Source organism: Streptomyces sp. NPDC043854 (assembly GCF_056436005.1).
In genome coordinates this window covers 169,679-193,804 of record NZ_JBWKDK010000003.1, presented here as the reverse complement: position 1 = coordinate 193,804, position 24,126 = coordinate 169,679, and the positions used below count along the sequence as shown (strand labels likewise).

Sequence of the window (24,126 nt, the reverse complement as noted above, 5' to 3'; positions counted from 1 at the left end):
GGAGGCTTTGGCGCTGTGGGCGGACGTTCCGGCGGACCGTCGAACGGTAACGGCTGGCGCCTGGCTGCGCAGGGCCATCACCCTCGTCATGGGTCGACGGCGCCAGTCCCGCGATCTTGCGCGGGCATACTTCCGGTTGGCACGCGCCCTTCAGACCGGGACAACGGTGGCCGACCCGTACCACCCTGAGCCGTCCTACGTAACGCTCGCTGACCTGCGGCGGGAGTTCGCAGCACTGGCCGGTACGTACGAGCCGCCCGGCAGAACGCTTGACGAGCCCCCTCCCGCGGACGGTGAGAGCCCGCTGCCTGCCGGCGCTGCAGAACGGCCCCCACATCAGCGGAACCACGGCCATCTCCCCGGGCCAGATGACGATGAGCACCAGGACCAGGACGACGAGAGCCTGGACGAGCACCGCGACCACGGTGACAGCGAAGACGACGGTGACCAGGACTGGGACCGAATCCTCGTCGAGGAGCTGGAGCAACTCCGCGAATCTGAGGAACGGATCGAGCGCCAGGCCGAGGAGGAACTCCGGCTCGTGCTCGATGCCCTCGGCCCGACCAACCTTGACCGGCGCCTGACCCTCGAGGACGCCGATCCCGACGAAGCACACCGCCAGGCGGGCTCGCAGCAGGCGGCAGCCGCCGCGCGTATCGCGATGAACGGTGCCCGGTCAACGAGCTGGAACCACATGACCCGCGACCGGCGGGCCCTCGGGTACGTACGCCTGTCCCGCACCGGCACCCCGTGCGGCTGGTGCGCCATGCTCATCAGCCGGGGGCCGGTCTACAAGAGCCGCGAGTCCGCCACCTTCAACGACGGCGACCGCTATCACGACAACTGCCACTGCTACGCGATGCCGGTCTGGAACTGGGGTCAGTACCAGTCAAGCGAGCTGACCGCACTGTCGCGGCAGTACGAAGCCCTATGGCCACAGGTCACAAAGGGCCACACCGGCAAGGCCGCGGTGACCGTATGGCGCCGCTTCATCCGCAGCAAGCAGAGAGCCGCAGCCCAGGAGGCTCGGCAGTCCACTGACACAGCCCCGGAGGCGTGACATGCCCGAAGAGAAGCCCGACGAGACCCCTCCGACCGGTGAGGGGCCGCCCGGCCAGAAGCCGGACGAGGAGCAGAAGCCGGACGACAAGGCCGGTGCCGGCGGACAGCCCAGCCCCGAAGACGACCTGCCTGACTGGGCGCGCAAGGAGCTGGCCAAGGTCCGCGGTGAGGCCGCCGGGTACCGCACGCGCCTGCGCGAAGCCGAAACCCGGCTTTCCGGAGCGAAGACTCCGGAAGAGTTCGAGGCTGCGCTCGCCGACGTGAAGGCCAAGAACGCCGAGCTGGAGCACTCGCTCATCGTGGCGACCGTGGCCCGGAAGTACGACCTTCCGGAGGCTCTGGCGGGACGGCTTCGCGGCTCGACTCCCGAGGAGCTTGAGGTCGACGCCAAGGCCCTTCACCTGCTCCTCGCCCCCGAGACTCCGCCTTCCCTGGGCGGCGGCCTCAACCCGTCCGACGAGGACGACGGAGAGATGGACCCGCGCAAACTCGCGCGGCGAACCCGGCGCTTCTAGCGGCTCCGATGATCCCCCTTCCTCAACCCCCGCGCTGACCGGCCGGGGGATTTTTCATGCCCCGGAGGTAGCACCCCTTGCCCACCCCTCAGCACCAGGTAGTCAAGCCGCAGAAGCTCGCCGCAACCGCAGTCGGCATGCTCGAACAGGAGCTGATCGTCCCCCGCCTCTTCCGCCGGGAGGGCATCGACCAGTTCAAGGGCGCCGAGAACGACACGGTCAACATGACCGTCGAAGGCATCCTCCCATTCCGTGAGTACGCCTTCCGCAACGACCGGTCCTCGCCGATCGAGTTCGACGTCTACTCCGAGCGCAAGATCGCCGTCAGCTTCGGCGGAAACGTTTACTCCGCCGTCAAGGTCACGGACGAGCAGTACGACTTCGACCTCGACGGCTGGTCCAAGCTCCTGCGCCCGCAGGTCAAGGCCGTGGCCCGCGGCCTTCAGCGCCGGGCAGTCAACACCCTGACCGGCCAGGCGTACGCCGTCACCATCGGCAACGCGCAGGCGAACCTCCGCGGTGCGCTGATCGAGGCCCGCCGGGTCCTCAACAAGTTCAACGTGCCGGACGGCGACCGCTACCTCCTGGTGGGAACCGAGTTCGAGTCGGCACTCCTGAACGACGACAAGATGAACCTCGCCCAGAACGTCGGCGACGGGGCGGCTGAGTCTGCGCTCCGGACCGCGACCCTGGGCGACCGGTACGGCTTCCGGATCGTGGTCGACCAGACGATCCCGGCCGACTGCGCCTACGCCTTCGCGTCTTCGGCGTTCGTCTTCGTGACCGGTGCGCCGGCTGTCCCGCAGTCGGTGCCCTTCGGCGCCACGCAGTCCTTCGAAGGCATTGCAGCCCGCTGGGTCCGCGACTACGACCCGACGTACATGCAAGACCGCTCGGTCGTGAACACGTACGCGGGCTTCCGCAGCGTGACGGACATCCTCGTCGGCTGGGACAACGCCAACAACAAGGAAGTCATCAGCTCCGGCGAGCACTTCGTTCGCGGCATCAAGCTCCAGCTCGACGCCAAGTCCGACTACCCGGCAGCCGCATCCGAGCTGGCCACCATCACCGGCATCAGCGACGCGAAGGTCTGGACCCCGACCGGCTACAAGGCTGAGACCGATCCCGCCAACGCCTGACAAACAGGCAGCATGTAAACATGTAACCCATGGTGCGTGGCTGCCTCCCCGCTGTCTGCGGAAGGAGGAAACCTGAAGTACGCCACCCTGGACGAGCTGAAAGACCGCCTCGACTGGGAACTGGACGCCGACGAGCTGCGGATTGCGGCCGGTGCACTGGAAGACGCCTCGGACCTGGCCGCCACCTACGGCCGGGAGTGGCCCGAGGCCACAACACCGCGGCTGGTCCGGACGCTTGTCCTGAAGTCCGCAGCCAGATACCTGCGCAACCCGAACGGGTACACGCAGTCGAGGGCGGGCGACGAGACGCTCGCCTGGTCGGATGCCCACGGCCGGGACGCGGGCAGCGTCTACTTCACCCGCGAAGAGATCCGGCTCCTGGAGGAGCTTGCCGGCCGCAAGCGCGGCATCACCAGCGTGGCCGTCTCGGCCTGGGGCACGAAGCCCCAGCGGGCAGACACCAGCGGCCTCGTGCCCGTCGACTACTCCCCCACCTCGCCCTTTCCCCTGTTCAAAAACGAGGGCCCCTGGTGAGCGTGCAGCGCAGGCGCGGCCAGACCGCGCGCGTGTGGCGGACAGCCGAAATCGTCGACAACCGCGGCAACAAGGTGATCGCGGTGGACGAGAACAGCGCGGTCACCGTCAAGGCCGCGTTCATCCCGCAGCGCTCCGGCAAAGCCGAGGTGCCCGGCCAGCAGCAGATCAACGTGGTCCGCATGGTCGTCGATCCCCACATCGAGGGCGTGACCCTGTGGTCCCGGGTCGAGTACCAGGGCCGCATGTGGGACATCGTGTCCCCTCCCGCCTACCACCACGGCGACCGCCGCACACGGCACTGGTCGATCGACATACGGGAGCGGCCCTGATGGCAAAGATCGAAAACAAGGTGGGCCGCCTCAAGCTGGAGAAGTACATCGCCACCCTGCCCGGCGTGCAGGACGCCCTCGACGAGGCGCGATTCGAGATCGCCGCACGGGCAGAAGCTCTGCTGCTTCAGCACCGCCAGGAAGGCCACGCGTCGATCGACGTGGTGGACGGCGATGTCGACAAGTACGTGGTCCTGGACGACGAGAGGGGCAAGAAGGCTGCTCTCTCGATCGAGTACGGCCGCGCCGAGTCCGTCGTCGTGCGCCAGGGCAAGGACGGCACGACGTACCTCGACGTGATCCCCGCCTCCGACGGGCTGTTCATCCTGGCCCGTGCCGCGAACCTCCCCAAGAAGAGGAAGGGGAAGGTGCACCTCGACTGATGGCAGGACTCCCAGACCACATCAAGGCCATGGCCGAGCTGTCGCCCGTCGAAGACCTTCTCCTGGCCGTCCTGCGCGAGGGTCTGCCCGGCATCCGCGTGAAGTCCCTGGTCGACCTTCACGAACAGTTTCCCCTCGTCCTGGTCCGCCGCGATCCGACATGGGGTGAATGGCAGGGCGACACCCGCTTCACCGACGCGGCGCGCGTTGTCATCAACTGCTTCGTTCCGGACCCCAACGGCGACGAGGAAGCCGCGATCTTGTCGGAGGCCGTTCGCGTCGTCCTGCGGAACGCCTGGCTGAACCAGAAGGTATATCCGCGCCGCGGCCACATTATCCGCGTCGATCTGAACTCTGCGCCCCGGCGGGCAACGGACTGGGCCACGGCAACGGGCCCCGTTCAGTATGCCGACCTCCCAACCGGGGTTTGGCGCTACGAGTCGATCTATGACGTGCAGATCCGCAAGCCGCGGACTCGCCCATACACCCCCTAACAATCCCCACTGCACGAGGCCCGGAATCCCTTCACAGGGAGCCGGGCCTTTTGCATGCGCGAGCAAGGATGCAGCCTCTTGGCAATCAATGACCTGGCCACCCTCGTTGTAGGTAGTGGCAATTACCTGACGGCGCCGGTTGGCACCACGATGCCAGCGGACCTTCTGACACCGCTCAGCCCGTGGCAGAACGTCGGCCACACCTCCCTTGAGGACATCTTCGGTATTACTTCCGAAGGCGGCGAGGCGACCACGATCGGAAGCCTTCAGAACAAGTCCCTGCGGACGAAGTACTCGGCCCGGACCGAGACCATGACGTTCACCTTGCAGCAGTTCGATACTGCCGGACTGAAGCTTTACTTCGGCGCCAATGCGCCTATCCTTCCGGACGGTTCGGTCGGAGTTCCGACCAACCCGGAGCCCACCCAGTCGGCATTTCTCGCGGTATTCGTGGACGGCGACAACCATTTCGCGTTCTACGCCCCGCGTGCCGAGATTTACCGCGCTGACGACATGGCGATCTCGGACACGGAGAGCCTGGCCGGACTTCCGATCGGCGTTAAGCCGATGGTCCACAACACGAATGTGTGGACGTACGCCATCACGCCCCTGGGCGGCGTTCTCGCGACCGGTGCCACCGCTGGCTCCCCTGGCTCCTTTACTCCGAACGGCGCGACGGTACCGACCAACATTGCCGCCCTGGCAGGGGTCACCGCGACGCCCGCCACCAGGTGGACCACCGGTCAGCACCTGGTCCTCGGCGACGGCTCCAAGGCGTGGTGGAACGCGACCGCGTGGGTCGCCGGCACCGCCACCTGACCCACCCCCTACTCCCGGCGCGGACGCCTTGCGGACACGTCCGCGCCGGGCTTTCAGCCGCCGGTCCGCTTCCCGTCCTTTCTTCCCTCTGGAGGTCCGCAACCCCATGGCTTCTTACTCCCTCGATGACATCCGTGCTGCCGCGGAGCGCAAGTACGGCAGCACTGACATTCAGGTCGGCGACGAGACCGTCCGACTTCTCAACCCTCTTCGCCTGCCGAAGGCCCGGCGCGATGCGCTGATGGCGCTCCAGGAGGAGATGGGCAAGGAAGAGTCCGACCAGGCGGCGCTTCTGTCCAAGGCAATCCTCACCATTGCCGCGTCCGAAAAGGCGGCGCAGAACCTGCTGGATGAGGTGGACGGCGACCTCGCCATCCTCGCCGAAATCTTCGGCCACTACGGCGAGAGCACCCAGGCGGGGGAAGCCTCGGCCTCGCAGGACTGATCGACGAATACGGAGAGGGCCTCTATCCCGACCTACTATTCCACTTCGGCATTGACCTGCGTGACGTGATAGCAGGCCGGGGGCCTTCCCCCGCACTCGTCCTTCTGCTCGTGCAGAGGCTTCCCGACACCTCTCTCACGGTGGCTCTTGCGTCCGGCGGCCGTGAGCATTTCGGCTGGGGCCAGGACCGGCACCTGTCGGCCGATCTGTTTGACGCAGTGAATCAGAATACGCGCGCAACCGGCCAGTGGGGCAAGGGCAAAGCCCCGAAGATTCCGCACTATCCGAGACCGCAGGCGAAGAAGGCCGAGAAGCAGAGACCCAAGAGGCCCCGCTCGGTCGCGGATATCTACAAGCATTTCCAGCGGAGGTAGCCGGTGTCGGATGCTCAGATCGTCGGCCGTGTCGCGGTCAAGGTCATGCCGGATACGTCCGGATTCAAAGAGGACCTGAAGAAGAAGCTCGAAAAGATCGAGCATGATCTCGCGATCACCATCCGCACCAAGGCTGATGCGACCGGCGCACGGAAGGACGTTCTCGAAGCGGTCCGGGCGATCAACGGCGACAACAAGAAGACCGACAGCCGCAAGATCCGCTTCTACACCAAGCTCGACCTCGCCGGCATGGCCACAGAAGTCACGAAAGCCGCACGCGAGTACCAGGCCCGCGCCAGCCAGCACAAGATCGTCTTCAGTGCGACCGGCCGACAGGTCGTGCAGGCCGCAAAGCAGGCCCGCCAGGAGGCACAGAGCGAGCTGTCCGACCTGCACCTCGGCGTCAACCTCGACTCCCAGGGGTCGGTCATGGCGGCCGTGGCCAAGGTCCGGTCCGCGATCGAAGCACTCGGCGAGACCGACATCGAGATCGGGATCAACACCGACGACCTGACCGCGGCCGTGGACATGTTCGAGGAGCGCCTCGACGAGATCCAGCACATCACTCTCCGGGTCGACAAGGACTCACAGTCCTCAGTCCAGGCCGCCATCAGCCAGATCGACCGCGAGCTGTCCGACCTCCGGGCCGTCGAGATCAAGGTCAAGACGGACCGCGCATCACTGGAAGCCGCGCGCCGGGAGCTTGAGAAGGCGCTCCGCCTGGAGCTGAAGGTCGACCCGCGGTCCTCGAGTTCGGTGAAGGCCGCCATCGCGCGGATCGACGCCGAGCTGGCCAAGTTCAAGGAGATCGACCTCTCGGTCAAGATGGACGAGAAGTCGCTCCAGAAGGCGCGGGCCCGCCTTGAGAAGCACCTGACCCTTGACCTCTCTGTCGACAAGAAGTCGATGTCCTCCGTCGAGGGTGCGCTGAAGCAGATCGAAGACCAGCTCGCTGAACTGGGCCGGGAAGAGATCAAGGTCAAGGTGGACAAGAGGTCCCTGCTGACCGCCCAGGCTCAGATGAAGGCGATCCTCGACCAGGAGATCCTGGCCAAGGTCACCGCGGACCGGGCAGCCGCGCAGCAGGCCGCCGACGGCATTCAGGCCCTACTGGACGAGATCCAGGTCCGCCCGAAGCTGGACGGGCAGAGGGTCGCACAGACCAAGCGGCAGCTCGAAGCAGCCTTCGAGCAGATGCGGAACCTGCGGGCGCAGCTCACGCCCGAGCTGGACGCGCTCGCGACACGCAAGGTCCAGCGGGACATCGACGACCTCCAGGACCGCATCGACGGCCTGAAGGCGGAGATCGAACCCGAGCTGTCGCGTACGGGCGTCATGGCCACGATCGCGCACATGGCCGTCCTCACCAGGAACCGGGTCGTCGACCTGATTCCGAAGGTCAACGCCTCCGCCGCGGTTACGGCCGCCGCGATGCTGAAGGCCCTCTCCGGTGCCCGCGTTCTGGGCGACATGTTCGAGCGCCTGGGCAACATGGTCCGCAACCTCGACCGGTCGGCGCCGATCATCGGCACCCTGGCGACGGCAATTGCGGGCCTTGCCGGCTGGGGCATCTCCGCGGCCTCGAACCTCTTCACGTTGTCCGCCTCGCTGGCGCAGATCGGGGCAACGTCCCTGGCTCTGCCGGGAATTCTCGGCGGCATGGCGATCGGCATTGGTGCCACCGTCGCCGCCCTCAAGGACTTCAACAAGGTCCTGCCGCAGGTCAAGGGGCAGCTCTCCGCGCTCCAGGACCTGATCAGCACCAACTTCTGGGCAGAGGCCAAGGCTCCGATCAAGGAGCTGATCGACGGCCTGCTTCCGCAGCTCCGGGACGGGTTCGCGCAGACCTCGACCCAGCTCGGCCAGTTCTTCGGGGGCTTCGCCACCTCGCTGAAGTCTGCTCTCGCCCCCGCCCTGGGCGGCATGTTCGACGACCTCTCAAAGTCGATCGACATCGCCACCACGGGCACCGGCTCCTTCGCCAATATCATCAAGGTTCTCGGCGAGGTCGGCGCGGGCTACCTCCCGCAGCTCGCGCAGTGGTTCGTGGACGTGGCCGCGAAGGCTTCGGACTGGCTGAACCAGAAGGGCGAGTCCGGGCTCCGCGAGGAGATCGACGCGGGCGTCCAGGCGCTCAAGGATCTCGGCGGGGTCCTCATGGAGACCGGCGGCATCTTCGCCGGCATCTCCCGGGCGGCGACTGAGGCTGGCGGCTCCACCCTCGGCATGATCCGGCAGACGCTTGCCGGAGTCCATGAGGCCGTCGACAGCAGCGGGGTACAGGCCAAGCTGATCGGCCTGTTCACGGCAGCCCACGAAGCGATGTCCAACATGGCGTCGCAGGGCGGCGCGGAGGTGAAAGCCTTCTTCGGCCAGTTTGTCGGCCTGCTGACGCAGATCCTTCCCCAGGTCGGCACGATCCTCGGCACTGCCGTGGGTGCTATTGCTGGCGCGCTGAGCCAGCCCGAGGTATTCGCTGGCGTCTACGCCCTTTTCAACGGCATCCAGACCGCGGTAACCGCCCTCGCCCCTGCGATGGCTCCCCTGGGCGTTGCCTTCGGCGCAATTCTCACGCTGGTCTCCTCTCTCCTTTCGACGCTTGGCCCGCTGATAGCGGCTGTCCTCACACCGCTTTCTGAAGCATTTTCAATGCTGGCCCCTGCGATCGAGCCTTTGATCGGATTGCTGGGCGAGGGCTTGATGGGGATTGTCGCCGCGCTCGCTCCGCTCATCATGACGGTGGTCGAAGCGTGTACGCCACTTATCGAGGCACTCGTCACTGGACTCGCCCCGATCATTCCGCTGATTTCGGCAGCGCTCGCCGCGATGTCGGCTGCACTACAGCCGGTCATCGAAATCCTGATGCAGATCCTGACGGCTGCGATCCTCCCCCTCATTCCTGTGGTGCAGTCGCTGGCCGCCGAATACCTGCCTCTGATTTCAGAAGCGTTCTCCGCAGTCATGGAGGCCATCCAGCCCTTCCTGAACGCCCTGCTCCAGGTCGTGAACTTCCTGATGCCAGTGCTCGCACCGGCCATCGAGTTCATCGCTGGCCTGTTCCTGGGCTCCCTGGTCGGAGCGATCAACGGCGTGGCTGATGTCTTCACCGGGCTCTGGAACGTCTTCAAGGGCGTCTGGGACATGATCGTCGGCTACTTCAAGGTGATCATCGGCATCTTCGTCGGCTCCATCACGGGCGACTGGAGCATGTTCGATGAGGGACTGAAGCAGGTCTGGAACGGCATCAAGTCGTTCCTGTCAGGGCTCTGGGACACTATCAAGGGCCTGTTCATGGTTTTCATGAACATCGGAATCCTGGGCGTCGGCAAGAAGATCCTGACCGGCATCAAGTCCCTCTGGGACAACATCTGGAACGGACTGAAGACTTCTGCCACGGGGCTCTGGAATTCCATACGGGCGAACTTCTCAAGCTTCATGTCGGCTTTGAAGGAGACACCCGGGGCGGCCCTCCGGGCGATTCAGAAATTCTTCTCAGACACGTGGACGAGCATTAAGTCCGCAGCCGGTGAGGCGTGGGAGGCAGTCAAACGGATCTTCTCCCAGAAGGTGGACGACTGTGTCCGGTTCGTCAGCGAGCTGCCGCAGAACGTGAAGCAGATATTCGGCGACGCGAAGTCCCTGCTGATGGACGCGGGCCGGAAAATCATCACCGGTCTGATCGACGGACTCAAGAGCATGATCGGGTCCGTCAAGAGCACACTTGGCGACCTCACGAGCAAGATCAAGGACTGGAAGGGTCCGGCGCCCAAGGACGCCGTGCTCCTCTACGACGCGGGGCGGCTCATCATCCAGGGCCTGATCAAGGGCCTGGAGTCCCAGTACGACAAGGTGAAGCAGTCCCTCAACGAGCTGACGGCGAAGATCCCGGCCAACGCATCGAAGGGGCTGAAGGACCGAATCAGCCGGGACCGCGCGGCCCTTCTCAAGCTGGCCGCGCAGTGGGAGGCCGGGTCGAAGCGGCTCGAAGCAGCGCAGGACAAGCTCGACAAGCTCCGTGAGGAGGCGAGCCGCTACGCACAGTCGATCGCGGACAAGGTCATCGCCACGGGCGATGTCACGAAGGTCGACGATGCCTCGTTCACCGGCATCTCCACGGGGCTGAAGAACGCGGTCGAACGCGCGAAGAAGTTCGCCGACGTGCTCAAGAAGCTGAAGGCACTGGGCCTGAACGCGGAGAGCTTCGACCAGATCGCCATGGCTGGCCCCGAGGCCGGGCTTGCCGCGGGTGAGGCCATCGCCAACGCCGGCGCATCCGGCGTCGCCGAGATCAACGCCTTGCAGAAGGAGCTGGAGAAGTACGCCGGGAAGGCCGGGGCCACCGCGTCGCACCACATGTACGACGCGGGGGTGAAGGCCGCCGAGGGCCTGGTGAAGGGCCTTGAGGCACAGCAGGGCGCGATCGAGGCCCAGATGCTCAAGATCGCGGACGCGATGGTCAGGGCAATCAAGCAAGCCCTCGACATCCACTCGCCCTCACGGCTGTTCAGAAAGCTCGGCTCCTTCGTCGGCAAGGGCTTCGGCCTCGGCGTCCAGGACGAGCAGGGGCGCGTCAAGCGCGCCACCAACGTGCTCGCTACGAGCGCGGCCTCCGGGGCAACCCGCGAGGTCACAGCCGCTGTCTCCGGCGGCCTGGCGGCGGCCGACTCCGGCCGGTCCGTGACGAAGGTCTTGAACTACTACGCGGGCTCGGCCAGCAGCTCCCTCTCGTCCGAGGAGGAGCTGTTCGCGGCGGCCTCGCGGGCAAGGATGGTCGGCTGGTGAAGCTTGAACTGGCCTCGGCCTCAGACAGGCTGGACCTGAACGGGTACGAGAAAGACGGGCTCGGGTTCCAGGCCCTCGCCGGGATAACCGGCCTGGGCCTGCCCCAGCTCTCCGTGCAGTGGCTCGAGGGCGCCGGGGACGGTGCCGCCTACCGCGGGAGGCGGGTCCTCCCCCGCGACATCGACATCCCCCTCGACATCGTGGGCCGCGACAGGGTGCACCTCGCCGAGCTGGTGAACCGCCTTGCGCGGGCACTCGCCGCCGAGTGCACCCTGACGTACATCGACGCCGAGGGGATGCGCTGGTCGGCCCCTGTCCAGTGGACCGGCGGAGGGGACATCGACCCTGGTGCCGGCGAGCGGGACGTGCAGACCGTCATCACGCTGCGCGCACCGAGCCCCTACTTCCTGGCGGAGGCCGCGCAGACGGTCTCGATCGGCGGCAGTACTGCCCCCGGGTTCCTGTCGTCCCTGTCGTCGATGCCCCTCGCATCGTCACAGGCGATCGGCGACGTGCAGCTTTCCAACGACGGCGACGTGCCCGCCTTCCCTGTCTGGGAGGTGACCGGGCCCGGCGACAACTTCAAGGCGGTCAGCCCCGCGGGAAAGATCCTGCACTGGACAGGGTCGCTCGCGGCCGGAGAAAGGCTGATCGTCGACATGGGGGCGGGCACCGTCCAAAGCGGCACGGGTGTGAACAAGTACGCGTTCCTAGCCGCGGCCCCCCACTTCTGGTCGGTTCCGCCGGGCTCCTCAACAGCAACGGCTTCCCTGCTCAACATCACGGCCGACTCCCGGATCGTGTGCTCCTGGCGTCCCCGGAAGTGGGTGGTGATCTAGTGCGAGCCGAGGACCTCCTCGTCGAAGTGCGGGACAAGACCCTGACCCGGATCGGCGCCATCCCCGCGGATCTCCTGACCCTGGAAGCGGAGGACATACACAACAACGTCGGCACGTGGAAGCTCAGCATCAACGCCGAGCACCCGCTCGCCGCGGTCCTCTCGACGCCCGGGGCGGGCATCATCATGACCGGCCCCTCCGATGTCCTGTTCTCGGGACCGGTCACCAAGACGGAGAACGCATCCACCGCCACCGACCCACTCGGCACGCTGAAGGTCGAGGGCGTGGACGACACGGTCATCCTGTCCGACATGCTGGCCTGGCCCGACCCCTCCAACGGGAACGCGGCCTCGCAGAACTTCGCGTACGACGAGCGGACCGGCCCGGCCGAGACCCTCATGCACGCCTACGTCAGTGCGAACTGCGGCCCCTCCGCTCCAGTGAGCCGACGCCGTGCAGGGCTGGCCATGGGAACCAACGGTGCCCGGGGGCCGACGGTCAGCAAGGCGGCGCGGTTCCAGCAGCTCGGCGAGCTATGCAAGGAACTGGCCGAGCCTGCCGGCCTCGGCTTCCGAGTGGTGCAGCGCGGGGCGAACCTGGTGTTCGAGACCTACGCCGTGCAGGACCGCACGAAGGAGGCCCGGCTCGGCGTCGTGAACAACACCCTCGCCGGGCAGCGCGTCAGCACGTCAACTCCGCAGAAGACGCGGGTCATCGTCGGCGGTGACGGAGACGGGTCGAACCGGATGTTCGTCGGCGTCGACAGCCCGGACTCGGTCGCCTCCGAGGCGGACTGGGGACGCCGTATCGAGACGTTCATCGACGAGCGGTCATCGAAGGACCCGGCCGAGCTGACGCAGAAGGGCACCGAGGCCCTTGCCGACGGCGGCGCAACGGTGACCGCGGCTCAGGCCGTGCCCATGGAGGACTCAGCCCTCGACTTCGGCCGCGACTGGTTCCTCGGCGACAAGGTGTCCGTCATCGTCGGCACGTCTGAGATGGCGGCCCTGGTCACCGGCATGGTCCTCAAAGTGGACTCCGACGGCTACCGCCTCGGCGCGACGCTGGGAGACCCGACACCGCTCAGTCCGGCCCTGGCCGACGCGAGGGCCGCCAAGGAGCTGGAATCCCGCGTCTCCTCCCTGGAGCGCACTGCGGAAGCGACGCCCTCGGGTGCCCGGGAAGTACCGGCAGGCACGCTGACTCAGGCCAGCCAGACCGACGCCTATCCCGAACGCGCCAGCATCATGTATCTGACGGCAGCGGACGCCACTGCTGGCGGCTGGGACTTCGGCGGCAAGTACGGCTTCGTCACCACCCGGCGCCAGGCGAACGGCGACGCCTACCAGACGTGGAGCCGTGTGCACGCCGCTACGACCTCGCACGAGGAATGGGTACGGGGCGGCAACCGCTCCTCCGGGTGGAGCGCCTGGCGCCAGGTTGGCTTCGACAGCCAGCTCATAGCCGCGAACTACACCCAAAGCTCCCTGCCCAGCACCTACCCCTTCGGCACGTCAACGCTCACCCTGAATGAAACACAGGCGGTCGCGGGGGGCTGGGCGTTCGGCACGGGCGGCCGGTACGGCGTGCTGCGAACCGTCCACCCCGTGGGGTCCACTTTCGCCCATCAGACCTGGCTGCGCCTGAGTCCGACCGTCACCGAGGAGTGGACCCGCTCGGGAAACGACGCAGGCGGCTGGACGGCATGGCGCACCTCGGCCCACAACGAGAAGGCCGCGAAGGGCGTCATGGCCATCCAGAACCTCACGACCTCGGCGTACATCGGCGACACAGCCGCCGTCGTCTATTCGCAGCAGTTCACCGCGGAGGCGGGCCGCTGCTACAAGGCGGCGCTCCGGATCGCGGCCGTCGACACGGACGGAACAGGCGACAACGCGACGGTGCGCTACGCAAAACAGGGCGCGTACACGACCGTCCGGTGGGCTGCCGGAACAACGGTGACTGCTTCGAGCACGCTCGTCGGCGACCTGTTCGCAACGACCTACGACGACGACTCGAACACGGCCAACGGCATCGACATCAACTGCTACATCAACAACCCCGCGCCTGGGCCGGTCACGGTCGGCGTCACGCTCAACACCCGCCGCGCCGCGGCGACGTACGGCATGGTCCGGTATCTGCCAGGCGGCCTGTCGACGCTCGTCATCGAGGACGCAGGCCCGGCCCTCTAAGGAGCTTCACCTTTGGCAATCACGTCGTACCCCTTCGACAACCAGGCCGTCACGGAGACGCAGTTCAGCCAGATGTTCCGCGAGTTCCAGGACTCCGGAGTCGCGGCCTCCCTGGGCGCTTCAGGCTTCAACGTCAGCACCGGAACCGGTATGACGGTCACCGTCGGGCCTGGCCTCGCCTTCCTGCGGGGGCACATGGTCCAGTCGACGGCCACAGAGAACGTGACCCTCGCGGCCTCCAGCGCCCAGGTCCGAGTGGACCGCGTGGTCCTCAAGCTCGACCCGGCAACCAACTCGATCACCCTGGCCGTGAAGGCCGGCACCGCGGGCTCCACCACCCCGGCCGCCCTCGTACAGACGGACACAGGCATCTACGAGCTGCCTCTCGCCTCGATCACGGTGGGCGCGAGCGTCACCGGCATCAATTCCGGGGACATCACCATGACCCGGCCCTTCGTGGGACACCGTGTCGGAGCGTGGATCACCGCAACCCGACCCACGTCCCCGCGCCTGGGACAGCTCGGCTACAACAGCTCCACCGACGCCTGGGAGTACTGGAACGGCTCCGCCTGGACCCCGCTGTTCTCGACGGTGGACTGGGCAAACCTGTCCGGGAAGCCCGCGACATTCACGCCGTCCACGCACACGCACACCTGGTCCCAGATCAGCGACCGGCCTTCAACCCTGCCGCCCGCAGCGCACACGCACGACTGGTCCCAGGTCACCGGCAAGCCGACGAGTTTCGTCCCCACCGCCCACGGCCACGCCTGGGCAGACATCAGCGGAACCCCTGCGACGTACCCGCCTGCCGGCCACGCGCACAACTGGAACGACATCCAGGGAAAGCCGGGCCAGTTCCCGCCCACCGACCACTGGCACGGCCAGTACCTCGACTCCGGGGGCACGATCCACCGTGCGAACGGTTCGGACCGCCCGCACAGCTACTCGCCCACGGGCGCCACCTGGTACGCCGTGTGGGTCGACGGAAACCACAACTTCTGCCGCAACACCAGCGCGCGTCGGTTCAAGGAGAACATCCGGGACATCCACATTGCCCCGGGGGCAGTTCTGTCCCTGCGCCCCCGCCTTTACGACCGCAAGCCCACCGTCAACGACGATGGCGAAACCGTCGAGGGGCGCCGGGACGAGTTCGGCCTGATCGCCGAAGAGGTCAACGAGACGCTTCCCGAGATCGTCGTCCATGACGAGGAGGGACAGATCGACAGTGTGCGGTACGACCTCATCGGCGTGGCCCTTCTGCCCGTGGTGCAGGAGCAGGCCAAGCGGATCGAGCGCTTGGAGCAGCTCGTCAGGGACGTGACCCGATGAGTTTTGACCCTGCCGTTCAGGTAGCGCTCGTCTCCGCCGGCGGAGTGGTCACCGCGGCCCTGGTGGGCGTCCTGGTCGAGCTTGTCCGGCGCCAGGGGACAGCCCTCGCCGAGGTCCGCGAGCACGCGCAGGAAGCCCGCGAACAGGTCTCCAACGATCACGCGACGAACCTCCGCGACGACCTGGACAGGGTGATCGCGGGACTCGACCGGGTCCTTGAGGGACAGGCCCGCCACAGCCGGGACATCCGCGACCTCCGCGCCGACCTGGCCCACGAGCGCATCGAACGGCTTGCCGTGTCCGAGCGCCTTGACCACCACCTTGCGTCAGCCCCTGAGACCGCCTGACGCAGCACCTTCCTTGCAGGCCCCTCCCGATCCGGGACGGGGCCTTTTTCATATCCACAGGAGTACAGCCCTGAGCATCAACATTGTTTCCCGAGCGTCCTGGGGCGCGAAGCCGTGGAACGGCACCCCCAACTACGTCAGCCTCAGCCAGCGCACCGAGTACTTCATCCACTACGACGGCGGCGACCCGGTCACCCGGACGGGCAACACGGTCCCGCAGGCGATCGAGCGGACCCACCGCGCCCAGGGTTGGGCAGGCATCGGCTACAACTTCGTCATCGACCAGTCCGGAACCGTCTTCGAGGGCCGCGGCTGGACTCTTCAGGGCGCGCACTGCCCGAACCACAACGTGAGCGGCCTCGGCGTTCAGATCGCCATCGGCGGCGACCAGGCCCCCTCAGAGGCGGCCCTGCGTTCGGCCCGAGCCCTGTACGACGAGGCGTGCCGGCGCACCGGCCGGACTCTGTCCAAGAAGGGCCACAAGGACGGGTTCGCCACCGAGTGCCCCGGCCCGAAGCTCTACGCCTGGGTGAAGGCGGGGATGCCGGTCAGCGGCTCCGGCAACGACGGCGGGGACAGCACCCCGTTCCCAGGCCGCGGCGCATTCGTACTCGGCAAGTCCCACCCGGCCGTCACCGTGCTCGGCCAGCGCCTGGTGGCCCACGGCTTCGGCCGCTTCTACAAGGAGGGCCCCGGGCCTCGCTTCACCGAGGCTGACCGCTCGGCCACCGAGGCGTTCCAGCGGGCACAGGGCTGGAGCGGCTCCGACGCGGACGGATACCCGGGCCCGACCACCTGGTCCCGCCTCATGGCCCCGGCAGGCCGCTGATGAGCAAGATGCTGATGCCAGGCTCCAAGCCGATCACCCTCACCAGCCTGCTGCCCGTCCGCTACCGCTCGCGCGCCGGGGCCTTCCTCGCCGCTCTCGGCGTCGCCGTGTCCATCGCGGCCATCGTCTACGCGGACAAACCCGAGGTCGCCGTGATCGTCCAGATCGCGACTGCCCTGGGCATCGTTGAGGCACCCGCCACCGACGAGACTGAGTAACCCAGCGCCCCTCTGCTGACCTTGCGGTTGGCGGAGGGGCGCTTCCCTTCGTTTCAGGACTGGTTGGCCTTCTTCATAGCCTCGATTTCCTCCATGGTCATGACCGGAGTGCGCCGGGAGCGCCGGGCAGCAGGCGCTGCGTCGGCCTCCTTGGCTGCGGCCTTCTTCGGAGCCGCCTTCTTCGCAGCAGCCTTCTTTGCCGACGGCCTCGCCGCGGACGGCCGCTGTTCGACGGTGCCCGTCTGCGCCTTCGGGGTGGAAGCGTCGTGCCGCTTCAACTCCTCCGCGATGGCCGCCTTGGTCTGCGTGAGCGCGGCTTCGAGGGGAGTGGGCTCGCCGGACTTGTCGACCGTGACGTCCTCGCCGAAGACGGCCCTCACCGGCTCCGCGTGCTCGTCGCACAGATCCTTCGCCCGGGGCTCGCCTTCTTCCGGGGTGAGGGTGTAGCGAGAAGTGGGACGGTCCCCGCTCTTGCAGATGTCGCATACGCGCATCGTGATCGTCAGGTCCATTCTCCGCTGCCCCTCGGTGAGCGTGTCTCTTTGCGCAGAGATTGTCCCTCACTGAGGGGGGCGGGATCGCAGTGGTCAGGCGGTCGCTTCGTTGAGCCTGGCGAGGTAGCGGCTGCCGGTACGACGGTCGCGCCCCATGACCTCGGCAAGGTTGGGCCCGTTGATCTCACGGCCCTGCGTCATCAGCTTCCTCGCCGCCTCCTTGATCTCGTCCAGGCTGGGGGTAGGACGGCCAGGGCGGCGCCTGCTGCGGGCCTTCGCCACCTCGTCGACCGGCTGCTCCTCCCCGTCGAGCGTCGGCTGAACGGGCTCGGCGTCCTCGCCCTGGTGCTCCTCGCGCTCCTGGTCCTCGACGACCAGCTCGACTTCCGCCGGCACGCCCCTCGCGGCACGGATGATCATGTGGGCGACGTGGCCAGCCACGATGCCGGGAACACAGGAGACCGCAGCGGTCAGCGCCATGGACGACTGCATGTACCCCGCGGCAATCCAGTGGGCGATGATCTGGCCGACAACGGTCATGCCCAGGGCGCCGACCGTGCCGACCACGGCGGTACCACGGCCCTTCTCGCCCTTCTTCCTGGTCTCGACGAACCAGACGGCGAAGCAGGCATAGACGGACATGCAGACCGGCATACCGGCCGCGACCCATTCGCCCCATCCGGCGGTGCGGGCGAGCTGGTACTCGCCGGGAGCGGACATTGCGAGGGCGACGGCGAGCACCAGGCCACCGAGGACGTGGGCGTACCAGGGCATACGGGCAGGCTGAGACATGGGGGTGCCTTTCAAGGGCAGTGCAGGAGGAGAAGTTCGAGGAGGCCGTCAGCCGTGGGACGGCCGGGCCATGGCCGCGCGGGCCTCGGCGGCGCGCTCGCGGTAGTTGGCCACGAAGGCGTTCTCGCCGGGCTGGGCCTGATCGGCTTCGGGCTGGGATGCGGCGAGCAGCTCGCGGGCGAAGTCGCTCAGCTCGATACCGGAGCAGACGCCGCAGATGCCGGAGTCCTGGCCTGCGGGCAGGAGGCGGCCACAGCCCCTCGTTGCGCAGTCGGTGTACGTGCGCCACTGGCGCTTGCGCTCGGGACGCTTGCGGTCGAGGCGGTCCTCGATCAGCTTCGAGGCGCTGTAGAGCTTCCGAGGCAGGCCCTGCGTTACCGCGTCGGTGATCTCGGCGATGGTCGCGCCGCGGTCCAGCCAGTCGGCGAGGGACGGGACAAGCTTGCCGACCTGGCGCTCGGTGAGCTTGAGCCGGGGGTCGATCGCGGCAAACCGGCGGAGGAGGCGGGCGGCCTCGGTCTCCTGCCTGCTGTCTTTCGGGCTCTCGCCCTCCCTCTCCGTGCCGGCGCCCGGCTCGGACGGTGCAGGCTCGGCCGCGGGAGGGTTGGGAGGGTTCTTTCGCCCGTCCTTGGAAGAGTCCTTTTCCCCGTTAGGGGACGTGCCCGCGGTGCTGGTGGCCGAAGGGCTGGTGACCGGGCGGGTGGGAACCGGGGACGAGGCCAGATTCGGCAGCTCGTACACGTCCACGGACGAGACGATCTGGTTCGACTCCTCGTCGCGACCGGTCTTCGTCACCCAGTAGCCGAACTCGCGCAGCTCGGTTACGGCCTTGGCCACCGCGGACCGGCCCTGCGGGTAGTTGTCGGAGAGGGTCCGGACGTTCTCCTTCACCCCGCTGGGCAGGGAGAGGACGAGTGCGAGGATGCCGCGCGCCGTATGGCTGATGCGCGGGTCCTGGATCGCCTTGTTGGCGATGATCACGAAGTCCCGCTCATGCGTCGGGATACGATGGATCTGCATGGGGAGTGCAAGCTCCTGATGCCAGACCCCGGGGTGTTAGCGCACCGCCGGGGTCACCTATGTACAGATGTTGTGTAACAAGGACGCTGTGCGTCGGTCACAGCTTGACATGATCGCCTTCTCCGGGTCAACCTTTACTCGAACAGAAGAAGGCGGGGTCACGTGAAGGGGACGCCATGGCGGGCAGCAAGATCCGGAATGAGTCGGAGGTCCTCGGCTGGTTTAGGGACGGCTGGACCTACCCGGAGATGCAGGCGTACTACCGCGAGCATTACCACGAAGAGACCAGCATCCCCATGTGGGCGGCCTTCAGGCGCCGCAGGGGCCTTGACCGGCGCAATCTCCGCGCCGACGACCTGATTCCCTGGAAGGTGAAGCCGGAGCACCGGCACAAGTACCCGGCGATCATGCTGCGGGCTGAAGCCCGCCTGCGCGCCGAGAACGAAGCTCTTTCACGCGGCGAGACCCCCGCACGCCCCGTCTCGGACCGCGACAAGCAGCGCCTCGCGAGCTGGAAGAGGGACCTCACCGAGGACGGCCTTGTCGTCCATTACGACCCCGACACCTCCGACGGCTTCTTCCTCGTGCCCCGCGAGGAGCAGGACTCTGACCTCATCCGCGCACCCAAGGAGAAGACCGGCAATCAGGCCCGCGACTGATGCTCGAATGATACTCGAACGTGCGTTCGTACGCACCCCTGCCGTGGCCCGGTGGGGGTGCTTCCGTTTATGCCCATAGCGCCTCTGACCTGCGACGCGCTAGGGTGCAAGGCCGTTCGGTAGGCCACGTTCGAGTTCGCACAACCATCGGCGATCCTCGCGAGTCAGGCATGCCGTAGTGATCACCTGCGGGGGCATTTATGCAGGTTGACACCGCCTTCACGGTCCACGTAGAACGGACCGAGTAGTTCAATGTTTACACGTAGGGGGGCCTCTGTTCATGATCGGTGTCGACTCGTTGGCGCTTCCACAGTCCGTTCGTCTCGTCGGCAACCCCGCCGAGTGGAACTGTGCGCTGATCGTCCACCCGGAGACCCCGGCGGCCGACCTGCTGGAAGCCGTCAGCGCAGTACGCCTGTGCGGCCTGGAGCCGCTGCCCGACGAGGAGCATGAGCCAGAACTCCTCGAAGACGGAACGGTCCGGCTGTGGCTCGTTCCCACCGATCCCGAGGACCCGTTTGCCGAGGTCATTCCGCCACAAGACATGGAGTCCGCTGCTTGAAGATTGTTGATCTGACGCCTGCCCAGACCGTTCCCCGGGACGGCTGGGACCGTCCCCTTGTCGTCCCCAAGCAGGGCGGCAAGCCTGTTCCCCTCACCCGGACCACGACGTACATCGACTGCATCGAGGACAAGACGGCCCTGTCGGGCTGGAAGTCGCGCATGACCCTGGTCGGCGCCGCTAAGCGCCCGGCCCTGCTGGACGTGGTGCGGCAGCTCGACCCTGAGGACGCCAGCGACAAGCGCCGACTGAATGCCCTTGCCGACCAGGCCATGGACATCTCCGGCGCCAACGCAAAGCGCGAGAAGGGGACGCACCTTCATACGCTGTCGGAGTATGCAGACCGGGGCGACCCCCTGCCCGTCGGCACTCCTGTGAACGACCAGCTCGACATAGCCGCCTACATGGGGGCCACCGTCGTGTTCGACGTGAAGGCCGTGGAGAAGTTCGTCGTCGTGCCCGAGCTGGGCACGGGCGGCACCTTCGACCGCCTCCTCGAATACAGCGGCCCCGGGCCGGACGGCGAGCCGGTCGAAGGCCACTTCATCGGCGACCTCAAGACGGGCAGCATCAAGTACGGCGCCCTGAAGATGGCCACGCAGCTCGCCGTCTACGCACACGGAGAGCTGTACGACTTCAGCCGGTTCCCCGTCGACACGACGGACAAGAAGGCGTTCGCCGCCTGGAAGAAGCGGCCGGTACCGGCAGACGAGGCGGCAGCGGCATACAACCCGCTCCCCCGGGTCTCTCGGAAGTGGGGCGTCATCATCAGCCTCCCGTCAGGCTCGGCCGAGTGCATCCTCCACTGGGTAGACCTTGAAATCGGATGGGCAGCAGCCCGGCTTGCCCGCGAGATCCGTGCGATGCGGAGCGTGAAGGGCGCCATGCGCCCGTGGGTGACCGGCGTCACGAAACCGGAAGATGCGTAACGCCGGCACAGATGTTAAGTTGTAACCAGATCAAGGAGTTGAAGTGAAGGCAGACCAGGCGGAACTTGTCGCGTCTTACCCGGACGGGACTATCGGCGTCACCATCAAGTACGGCAAAAGCTACGAAGACACCTGGGCCGTTTTCCGCGGCTCCGTGAGGCAGGTCCGTGAGCTGCTGTGTGACTATTTCGGGTTCGAGAGTAAAGATGTAACCACTCTCTCTCTGAGTGATCTCGTCGTCAACGCGACGAGCCTCGCCCATGGGAAGGGGAATATCGCCTCGATCCTCGACGCACGGATCATCCCGGACGCCACTGCGCCCGAGACGCCGGCAAACGACCCATGGGCAGCGGCTGCCTCACCAGCCGACTCCGCGTCCAAGGCCGAAGGCGGCCCTACCTGGATTCTCGGCGAGATCGAGAAGCAGAGCACCGTTGCCGACCTGCAAAAGCTGTGGGCGGCGAATCAGGCCATGTTCGCCGATCCGACCGTAATGGCCGCGTACAAAGCCCGCGGCCGGGCCCTGAAGTCCACATGAGACCGCTGCCGGTCATCGCCCTGCTTCTCGCCCTGGCCCTTCCCCGGCCGAGCGCCGTCATCACCCTGCGGCTCCCCGAGTCCGCCCCCTATCACCGAACCGAAGGAGAAACCGAGTGCCCCTGAACCTCGTCGAGATCGCGACTGCTGGCGGCGGCTGGCTCAAGCCCGCTGAACTGAAGGACGCCCCCGCCCTGCTCATCGAGGTCAACGCGTACGAGGCACAGCGTCCGACCCCGAACGGGCCGAAGGACAGCGCCCTGTGCGACGTGACGGTCTTCAAGGACCGCACCGCCCTGGAGACTCTGAACCCCGAGATCAACCGCGGCATGCGCATCGAGCAGACCCTGCTGGCCCGCGACCTGGCACCGCTCGTGGGCAGCGCCACCATCGTCACCCTCGACCAGATCCCCCCGAAGCGGCCCGGGGCCTACCCGGCCTGGGTCTGGCGTCCCGTGGCCGACGCGAGCGTGCGGCAGGCCGTCATCAAGTACGCCGAGCAGCGCGAGGCCGCTGTCGAAGCAGCCGTCGCAGAAGCCCCGGACTTCGACTGATCTACGCGAGGAGCCGGGGGCCGCAAACACGTCCGGCCCCCGCCCCCGTGGGGCCCGGAAGGGCCCACCTCTGTATCCCTACCACCCACAGCGAAGGAGACAGCAGTGCTGACCCCCGCCAGATCGCTCGCGCTGCACGCCGAGTCCGGCAAGGAGCTGCCGAGGGTCGAAGCGTTCGATGCCCTGTACGCCATGGGGTGCCGCCCCCGGCACGGCGAGGTCATCATGATCGCGGGCCGCTCCGGCACCCAGAAAAGCGGGTTCGCTCTGTTCTGGGCAGCGATGATGAATCTGCCGACCTTGTACTTCAGCGCGGACATGTCCCCCTTCACGGCAAGCTCGCGCCTCGCATCTATGGCGTCTGGCGACACCACGGAAATGGTCGAGGCCGGTATGGCTGCGGGCGGACGACACCGCCAGGAGTACCTGTCCGCCCTCGCAGAGTCGAACATCACCTTCGCCTTCGGCTCGCCGATCACCTGGAAGAACATCGACGAGGAGGTGGAGGCGTTCGTCGAGCTGTGGGACGCCTACCCGCAGCTCTTTGTCTTCGACAACCTGATGGACTTCGACGGCGCCGAGTCGGACTACACCGAGCAGATGGCGACCATGAGCAGCCTCACGGAACTGGCCCGCGCGACCGGCGCAACGGTGATGGTCCTCCACCACGCTTCGGACAAGTCGTGGGAGGCCAAGAGCGACCCGTGGGCGCCACCCTCCCGCGACCAGGTCAAGGGCGGTCTCTCCGAGAAGCCGGAACTCAGTTTGTCCGTGGCGCTCGACCCGAACTCGCACGAGTACCGGGTTGCCGTGATCAAACAAAGGATGGGCCCGTGCGACCCGACCGCGAAGCGGTACGCGTCGATGCGCTGCCACCCCGAGGTGACCCGCTTCTCAAAGCTCGAACGCCTCGCCCCTGCTGCAGCGCCGGCACAGCCCTGGTCCCCGACCGCAGTTCTTCAACAGCAGGGAGTGTAAAGATTGACCACAATCGCTGAGCGCAACAAGGCCAACAGGCGCAAGGGCGCCGCCTGGGAGACGGAACTCCTCGCGGGCCTGCGGTCCGTCGGCGAGGACGCCGAGCGACTGCGACTGACCGGAGCCGAGGACGAAGGAGACCTCGTCATCCGCGAGGACGGCGGTCTCTTCACCGTCATCGAGACGAAGAACGCCCGCCTCGAGCCCGGCCCCTTCCTCGACGAGGCCGAGCGAGAGCGGCTCAACTTCGCCAAGCACCGCGGCATCAGCCCAGCCCAGGTGGAGTCGATCGTCATCGTCAAGCGCAGGGGGAAGGGCTGGCGCAAGGCGTTCGTCCTGACCACGGTCGAGGCGTACCTCGGGCTGGACGCCGAGTGATCACGGTGACGTTCGAGGAGGAAGCTGAACGCACCAGGCTGGTCATCGAGCTGAGCCGCTTCGACCTGAGCACGGCAGCCGGTCAGGGCCTCGACGAACTCGGGTACGACGACGACAAGGGCTGGTTCGTCGGCAGGCGTGTGCCATGAGGTTCAGCCGGATCGACAACGACGACCAGGAGCACGAGAAGCCAACGCTCGAATCGGTACTCGTCCACTACGAGGTCGACTTCAACGAGCAGCGCGCAGCGGGCATGGCCGAGTGTCCGCTCCACGACGACCGGACGCCGTCGTTCTCGTGGAACACCGACCGGCAGGTCTGGAAGTGCCACTCCTGCGGTAAAGGCGGCGACTCATTCACATTGATCATGGAAAAGGAAGGCACAGACTTTGTCGGAGCGCGAGCCCTTGCGGCCTCTCTCTCCCTCGCAACGCGAGACGCTGGAGGAAGCAACCGCGGCCTATCAGGCAGCGCTTACGGCGGACGCCGCAAGGTATCTCCTCGGCCGGGGAATCGGCCGCGAACAGGCGGCTACGTACCGGCTTGGCGTCGTGGGTGACCACCCATTCCCCGGCCACGAGAAGTACAGG

29 protein-coding genes are annotated in these 24,126 nt (G+C 66.8%); 26 read left to right on the top strand and 3 right to left on the bottom strand.

Features of this window, described 5'->3' with window-relative positions; translation table 11 throughout:
* The first annotated feature begins 166 nt into the window (after positions 1 to 166).
* From AC068A_RS04495 to AC068A_RS04415, 17 genes are all read left to right on the top strand, one after another.
* Positions 167 to 1,060 carry a VG15 protein gene (locus AC068A_RS04495; protein WP_478580581.1) on the top strand — a complete coding sequence of 298 codons (894 nt, stop codon included), beginning with the start codon at positions 167 to 169 and terminating at the stop codon, positions 1,058 to 1,060.
* A 1-nt stretch (position 1,061) separates the two neighbouring features.
* Positions 1,062 to 1,577, top strand: coding sequence for a hypothetical protein (locus tag AC068A_RS04490; protein ID WP_478580578.1), 516 nt, complete (start codon positions 1,062 to 1,064; stop codon positions 1,575 to 1,577).
* Between the two features lie 77 nt (positions 1,578 to 1,654).
* Entirely contained in the window at positions 1,655 to 2,716 is a 1,062-nt protein-coding gene (locus AC068A_RS04485; protein ID WP_478580576.1) for a hypothetical protein, read from the top strand.
* Positions 2,717 to 2,752: 36 nt separating this feature from the next.
* Entirely contained in the window at positions 2,753 to 3,250 is a 498-nt protein-coding gene (locus AC068A_RS04480) for a hypothetical protein (RefSeq protein ID WP_478580574.1), read from the top strand.
* Entirely contained in the window at positions 3,247 to 3,582 is a 336-nt protein-coding gene (locus AC068A_RS04475) for a phage head completion protein (RefSeq protein ID WP_478580571.1), read from the top strand. Before AC068A_RS04480 ends, AC068A_RS04475 begins: the two co-directional genes overlap by 4 nt.
* Entirely contained in the window at positions 3,582 to 3,965 is a 384-nt protein-coding gene (locus tag AC068A_RS04470; RefSeq protein WP_478580569.1) for a DUF5403 family protein, read from the top strand. Before AC068A_RS04475 ends, AC068A_RS04470 begins: the two co-directional genes overlap by 1 nt.
* Positions 3,965 to 4,459 (top strand): hypothetical protein, encoded by a 495-nt coding sequence (locus AC068A_RS04465; protein ID WP_383651885.1) that lies wholly within the window; start codon positions 3,965 to 3,967, stop codon positions 4,457 to 4,459. The genes AC068A_RS04470 and AC068A_RS04465 overlap by 1 nt, the downstream gene beginning before the upstream one ends.
* 78 nt (positions 4,460 to 4,537) lie before the next feature.
* The gene (locus AC068A_RS04460) at positions 4,538 to 5,278 is read left to right on the top strand and encodes a phage tail tube protein (protein WP_478580565.1); all 741 of its coding nucleotides are present in this window, start codon (positions 4,538 to 4,540) and stop codon (positions 5,276 to 5,278) included.
* A 106-nt stretch (positions 5,279 to 5,384) separates the two neighbouring features.
* Complete coding sequence (locus AC068A_RS04455) at positions 5,385 to 5,723, top strand: phage tail assembly protein (protein ID WP_478580562.1); 339 nt, start codon at positions 5,385 to 5,387, stop codon at positions 5,721 to 5,723.
* 110 nt (positions 5,724 to 5,833) lie between these two features.
* Positions 5,834 to 6,097, top strand: a complete 264-nt coding sequence (locus AC068A_RS04450) for a hypothetical protein (RefSeq protein WP_478580559.1) — start codon at positions 5,834 to 5,836, stop codon at positions 6,095 to 6,097.
* Positions 6,098 to 6,100: 3 nt separating this feature from the next.
* On the top strand, positions 6,101 to 10,879 hold the full coding sequence (locus AC068A_RS04445) for a hypothetical protein (protein WP_478580556.1): 4,779 nt from the start codon (positions 6,101 to 6,103) through the stop codon (positions 10,877 to 10,879).
* Positions 10,876 to 11,718 (top strand): phage tail family protein, encoded by an 843-nt coding sequence (locus AC068A_RS04440; protein ID WP_478580553.1) that lies wholly within the window; start codon positions 10,876 to 10,878, stop codon positions 11,716 to 11,718. The genes AC068A_RS04445 and AC068A_RS04440 overlap by 4 nt, the downstream gene beginning before the upstream one ends.
* The gene (locus tag AC068A_RS04435; protein WP_478580550.1) at positions 11,718 to 13,910 is read left to right on the top strand and encodes a siphovirus ReqiPepy6 Gp37-like family protein; all 2,193 of its coding nucleotides are present in this window, start codon (positions 11,718 to 11,720) and stop codon (positions 13,908 to 13,910) included. Before AC068A_RS04440 ends, AC068A_RS04435 begins: the two co-directional genes overlap by 1 nt.
* 12 nt (positions 13,911 to 13,922) lie before the next feature.
* A complete protein-coding gene (locus tag AC068A_RS04430) occupies positions 13,923 to 15,239 on the top strand; it encodes a tail fiber domain-containing protein (protein ID WP_478580548.1) in 1,317 nt (438 codons plus the stop codon).
* Positions 15,236 to 15,586 carry a DUF2746 domain-containing protein gene (locus tag AC068A_RS04425; RefSeq protein WP_478580545.1) on the top strand — a complete coding sequence of 117 codons (351 nt, stop codon included), beginning with the start codon at positions 15,236 to 15,238 and terminating at the stop codon, positions 15,584 to 15,586. Before AC068A_RS04430 ends, AC068A_RS04425 begins: the two co-directional genes overlap by 4 nt.
* 13 nt (positions 15,587 to 15,599) lie before the next feature.
* Positions 15,600 to 16,415: a peptidoglycan-binding protein gene (locus tag AC068A_RS04420; protein ID WP_478580542.1), complete on the top strand. Its 816-nt coding sequence runs from the start codon at positions 15,600 to 15,602 to the stop codon at positions 16,413 to 16,415.
* Positions 16,415 to 16,633 (top strand): DUF7439 family protein, encoded by a 219-nt coding sequence (locus AC068A_RS04415; protein ID WP_478580540.1) that lies wholly within the window; start codon positions 16,415 to 16,417, stop codon positions 16,631 to 16,633. The genes AC068A_RS04420 and AC068A_RS04415 overlap by 1 nt, the downstream gene beginning before the upstream one ends.
* Before the next feature lie 53 nt (positions 16,634 to 16,686).
* On the opposite strand, the gene AC068A_RS04410 is transcribed toward AC068A_RS04415, so the two are convergent.
* The 3 genes from AC068A_RS04410 to AC068A_RS04400 form a co-directional block, all read right to left on the bottom strand.
* Positions 16,687 to 17,145 (bottom strand): hypothetical protein, encoded by a 459-nt coding sequence (locus tag AC068A_RS04410; protein WP_478580537.1) that lies wholly within the window; start codon positions 17,143 to 17,145, stop codon positions 16,687 to 16,689.
* Positions 17,146 to 17,220: 75 nt separating this feature from the next.
* The gene (locus tag AC068A_RS04405; protein ID WP_478580535.1) at positions 17,221 to 17,901 is read right to left on the bottom strand and encodes a hypothetical protein; all 681 of its coding nucleotides are present in this window, start codon (positions 17,899 to 17,901) and stop codon (positions 17,221 to 17,223) included.
* 66 nt (positions 17,902 to 17,967) lie between these two features.
* Positions 17,968 to 18,939 carry a hypothetical protein gene (locus AC068A_RS04400; protein WP_478580532.1) on the bottom strand — a complete coding sequence of 324 codons (972 nt, stop codon included), beginning with the start codon at positions 18,937 to 18,939 and terminating at the stop codon, positions 17,968 to 17,970.
* Positions 18,940 to 19,115: 176 nt separating this feature from the next.
* Here AC068A_RS04400 and AC068A_RS04395 point away from each other — a divergent pair, with 176 nt between their 5' ends.
* From AC068A_RS04395 to AC068A_RS04355, 9 genes are all read left to right on the top strand, one after another.
* Entirely contained in the window at positions 19,116 to 19,598 is a 483-nt protein-coding gene (locus AC068A_RS04395; protein WP_478580531.1) for a hypothetical protein, read from the top strand.
* A 280-nt stretch (positions 19,599 to 19,878) separates the two neighbouring features.
* The gene (locus AC068A_RS04390) at positions 19,879 to 20,160 is read left to right on the top strand and encodes a hypothetical protein (protein ID WP_478580530.1); all 282 of its coding nucleotides are present in this window, start codon (positions 19,879 to 19,881) and stop codon (positions 20,158 to 20,160) included.
* Positions 20,157 to 21,089 carry a hypothetical protein gene (locus tag AC068A_RS04385; protein ID WP_478580527.1) on the top strand — a complete coding sequence of 311 codons (933 nt, stop codon included), beginning with the start codon at positions 20,157 to 20,159 and terminating at the stop codon, positions 21,087 to 21,089. The genes AC068A_RS04390 and AC068A_RS04385 overlap by 4 nt, the downstream gene beginning before the upstream one ends.
* A gap of 43 nt (positions 21,090 to 21,132) precedes the next feature.
* Positions 21,133 to 21,627, top strand: coding sequence for a hypothetical protein (locus AC068A_RS04380; protein ID WP_478580525.1), 495 nt, complete (start codon positions 21,133 to 21,135; stop codon positions 21,625 to 21,627).
* Positions 21,628 to 21,742: 115 nt separating this feature from the next.
* Positions 21,743 to 22,180 carry a hypothetical protein gene (locus AC068A_RS04375; RefSeq protein ID WP_478580523.1) on the top strand — a complete coding sequence of 146 codons (438 nt, stop codon included), beginning with the start codon at positions 21,743 to 21,745 and terminating at the stop codon, positions 22,178 to 22,180.
* 105 nt (positions 22,181 to 22,285) lie between these two features.
* A complete protein-coding gene (locus AC068A_RS04370) occupies positions 22,286 to 23,158 on the top strand; it encodes an AAA family ATPase (RefSeq protein WP_478580520.1) in 873 nt (290 codons plus the stop codon).
* A 3-nt stretch (positions 23,159 to 23,161) separates the two neighbouring features.
* A complete protein-coding gene (locus AC068A_RS04365) occupies positions 23,162 to 23,536 on the top strand; it encodes a hypothetical protein (protein ID WP_478580519.1) in 375 nt (124 codons plus the stop codon).
* Positions 23,533 to 23,685, top strand: coding sequence for a hypothetical protein (locus AC068A_RS04360; RefSeq protein WP_478580516.1), 153 nt, complete (start codon positions 23,533 to 23,535; stop codon positions 23,683 to 23,685). Before AC068A_RS04365 ends, AC068A_RS04360 begins: the two co-directional genes overlap by 4 nt.
* Positions 23,682 to 24,095 (top strand): CHC2 zinc finger domain-containing protein, encoded by a 414-nt coding sequence (locus tag AC068A_RS04355; protein WP_478580513.1) that lies wholly within the window; start codon positions 23,682 to 23,684, stop codon positions 24,093 to 24,095. Before AC068A_RS04360 ends, AC068A_RS04355 begins: the two co-directional genes overlap by 4 nt.
* Positions 24,096 to 24,126: the final 31 nt, after the last annotated feature.

Bases quoted from the DNA above. Each gene is read 5' to 3' on its own strand.
- AC068A_RS04415 (WP_478580540.1), top strand. From the start codon at position 16,415: ATGAGCAAGATGCTGATGCCAGGCTCCAAGCCGATCACCCTCACCAGC.
- AC068A_RS04405 (WP_478580535.1), bottom strand. From the start codon at position 17,901: ATGCCCTGGTACGCCCACGTCCTCGGTGGCCTGGTGCTCGCCGTCGCC.
- AC068A_RS04470 (WP_478580569.1), top strand. From the start codon at position 3,582: ATGGCAAAGATCGAAAACAAGGTGGGCCGCCTCAAGCTGGAGAAGTAC.
- AC068A_RS04390 (WP_478580530.1), top strand. From the start codon at position 19,879: ATGATCGGTGTCGACTCGTTGGCGCTTCCACAGTCCGTTCGTCTCGTC.
- AC068A_RS04425 (WP_478580545.1), top strand. From the start codon at position 15,236: ATGAGTTTTGACCCTGCCGTTCAGGTAGCGCTCGTCTCCGCCGGCGGA.
- AC068A_RS04410 (WP_478580537.1), bottom strand. From the start codon at position 17,145: ATGGACCTGACGATCACGATGCGCGTATGCGACATCTGCAAGAGCGGG.
- AC068A_RS04455 (WP_478580562.1), top strand. From the start codon at position 5,385: ATGGCTTCTTACTCCCTCGATGACATCCGTGCTGCCGCGGAGCGCAAG.
- AC068A_RS04395 (WP_478580531.1), top strand. From the start codon at position 19,116: ATGGCGGGCAGCAAGATCCGGAATGAGTCGGAGGTCCTCGGCTGGTTT.
- AC068A_RS04465 (WP_383651885.1), top strand. From the start codon at position 3,965: ATGGCAGGACTCCCAGACCACATCAAGGCCATGGCCGAGCTGTCGCCC.
- AC068A_RS04400 (WP_478580532.1), bottom strand. From the start codon at position 18,939: ATGCAGATCCATCGTATCCCGACGCATGAGCGGGACTTCGTGATCATC.
- AC068A_RS04490 (WP_478580578.1), top strand. From the start codon at position 1,062: ATGCCCGAAGAGAAGCCCGACGAGACCCCTCCGACCGGTGAGGGGCCG.
- AC068A_RS04355 (WP_478580513.1), top strand. From the start codon at position 23,682: ATGAGGTTCAGCCGGATCGACAACGACGACCAGGAGCACGAGAAGCCA.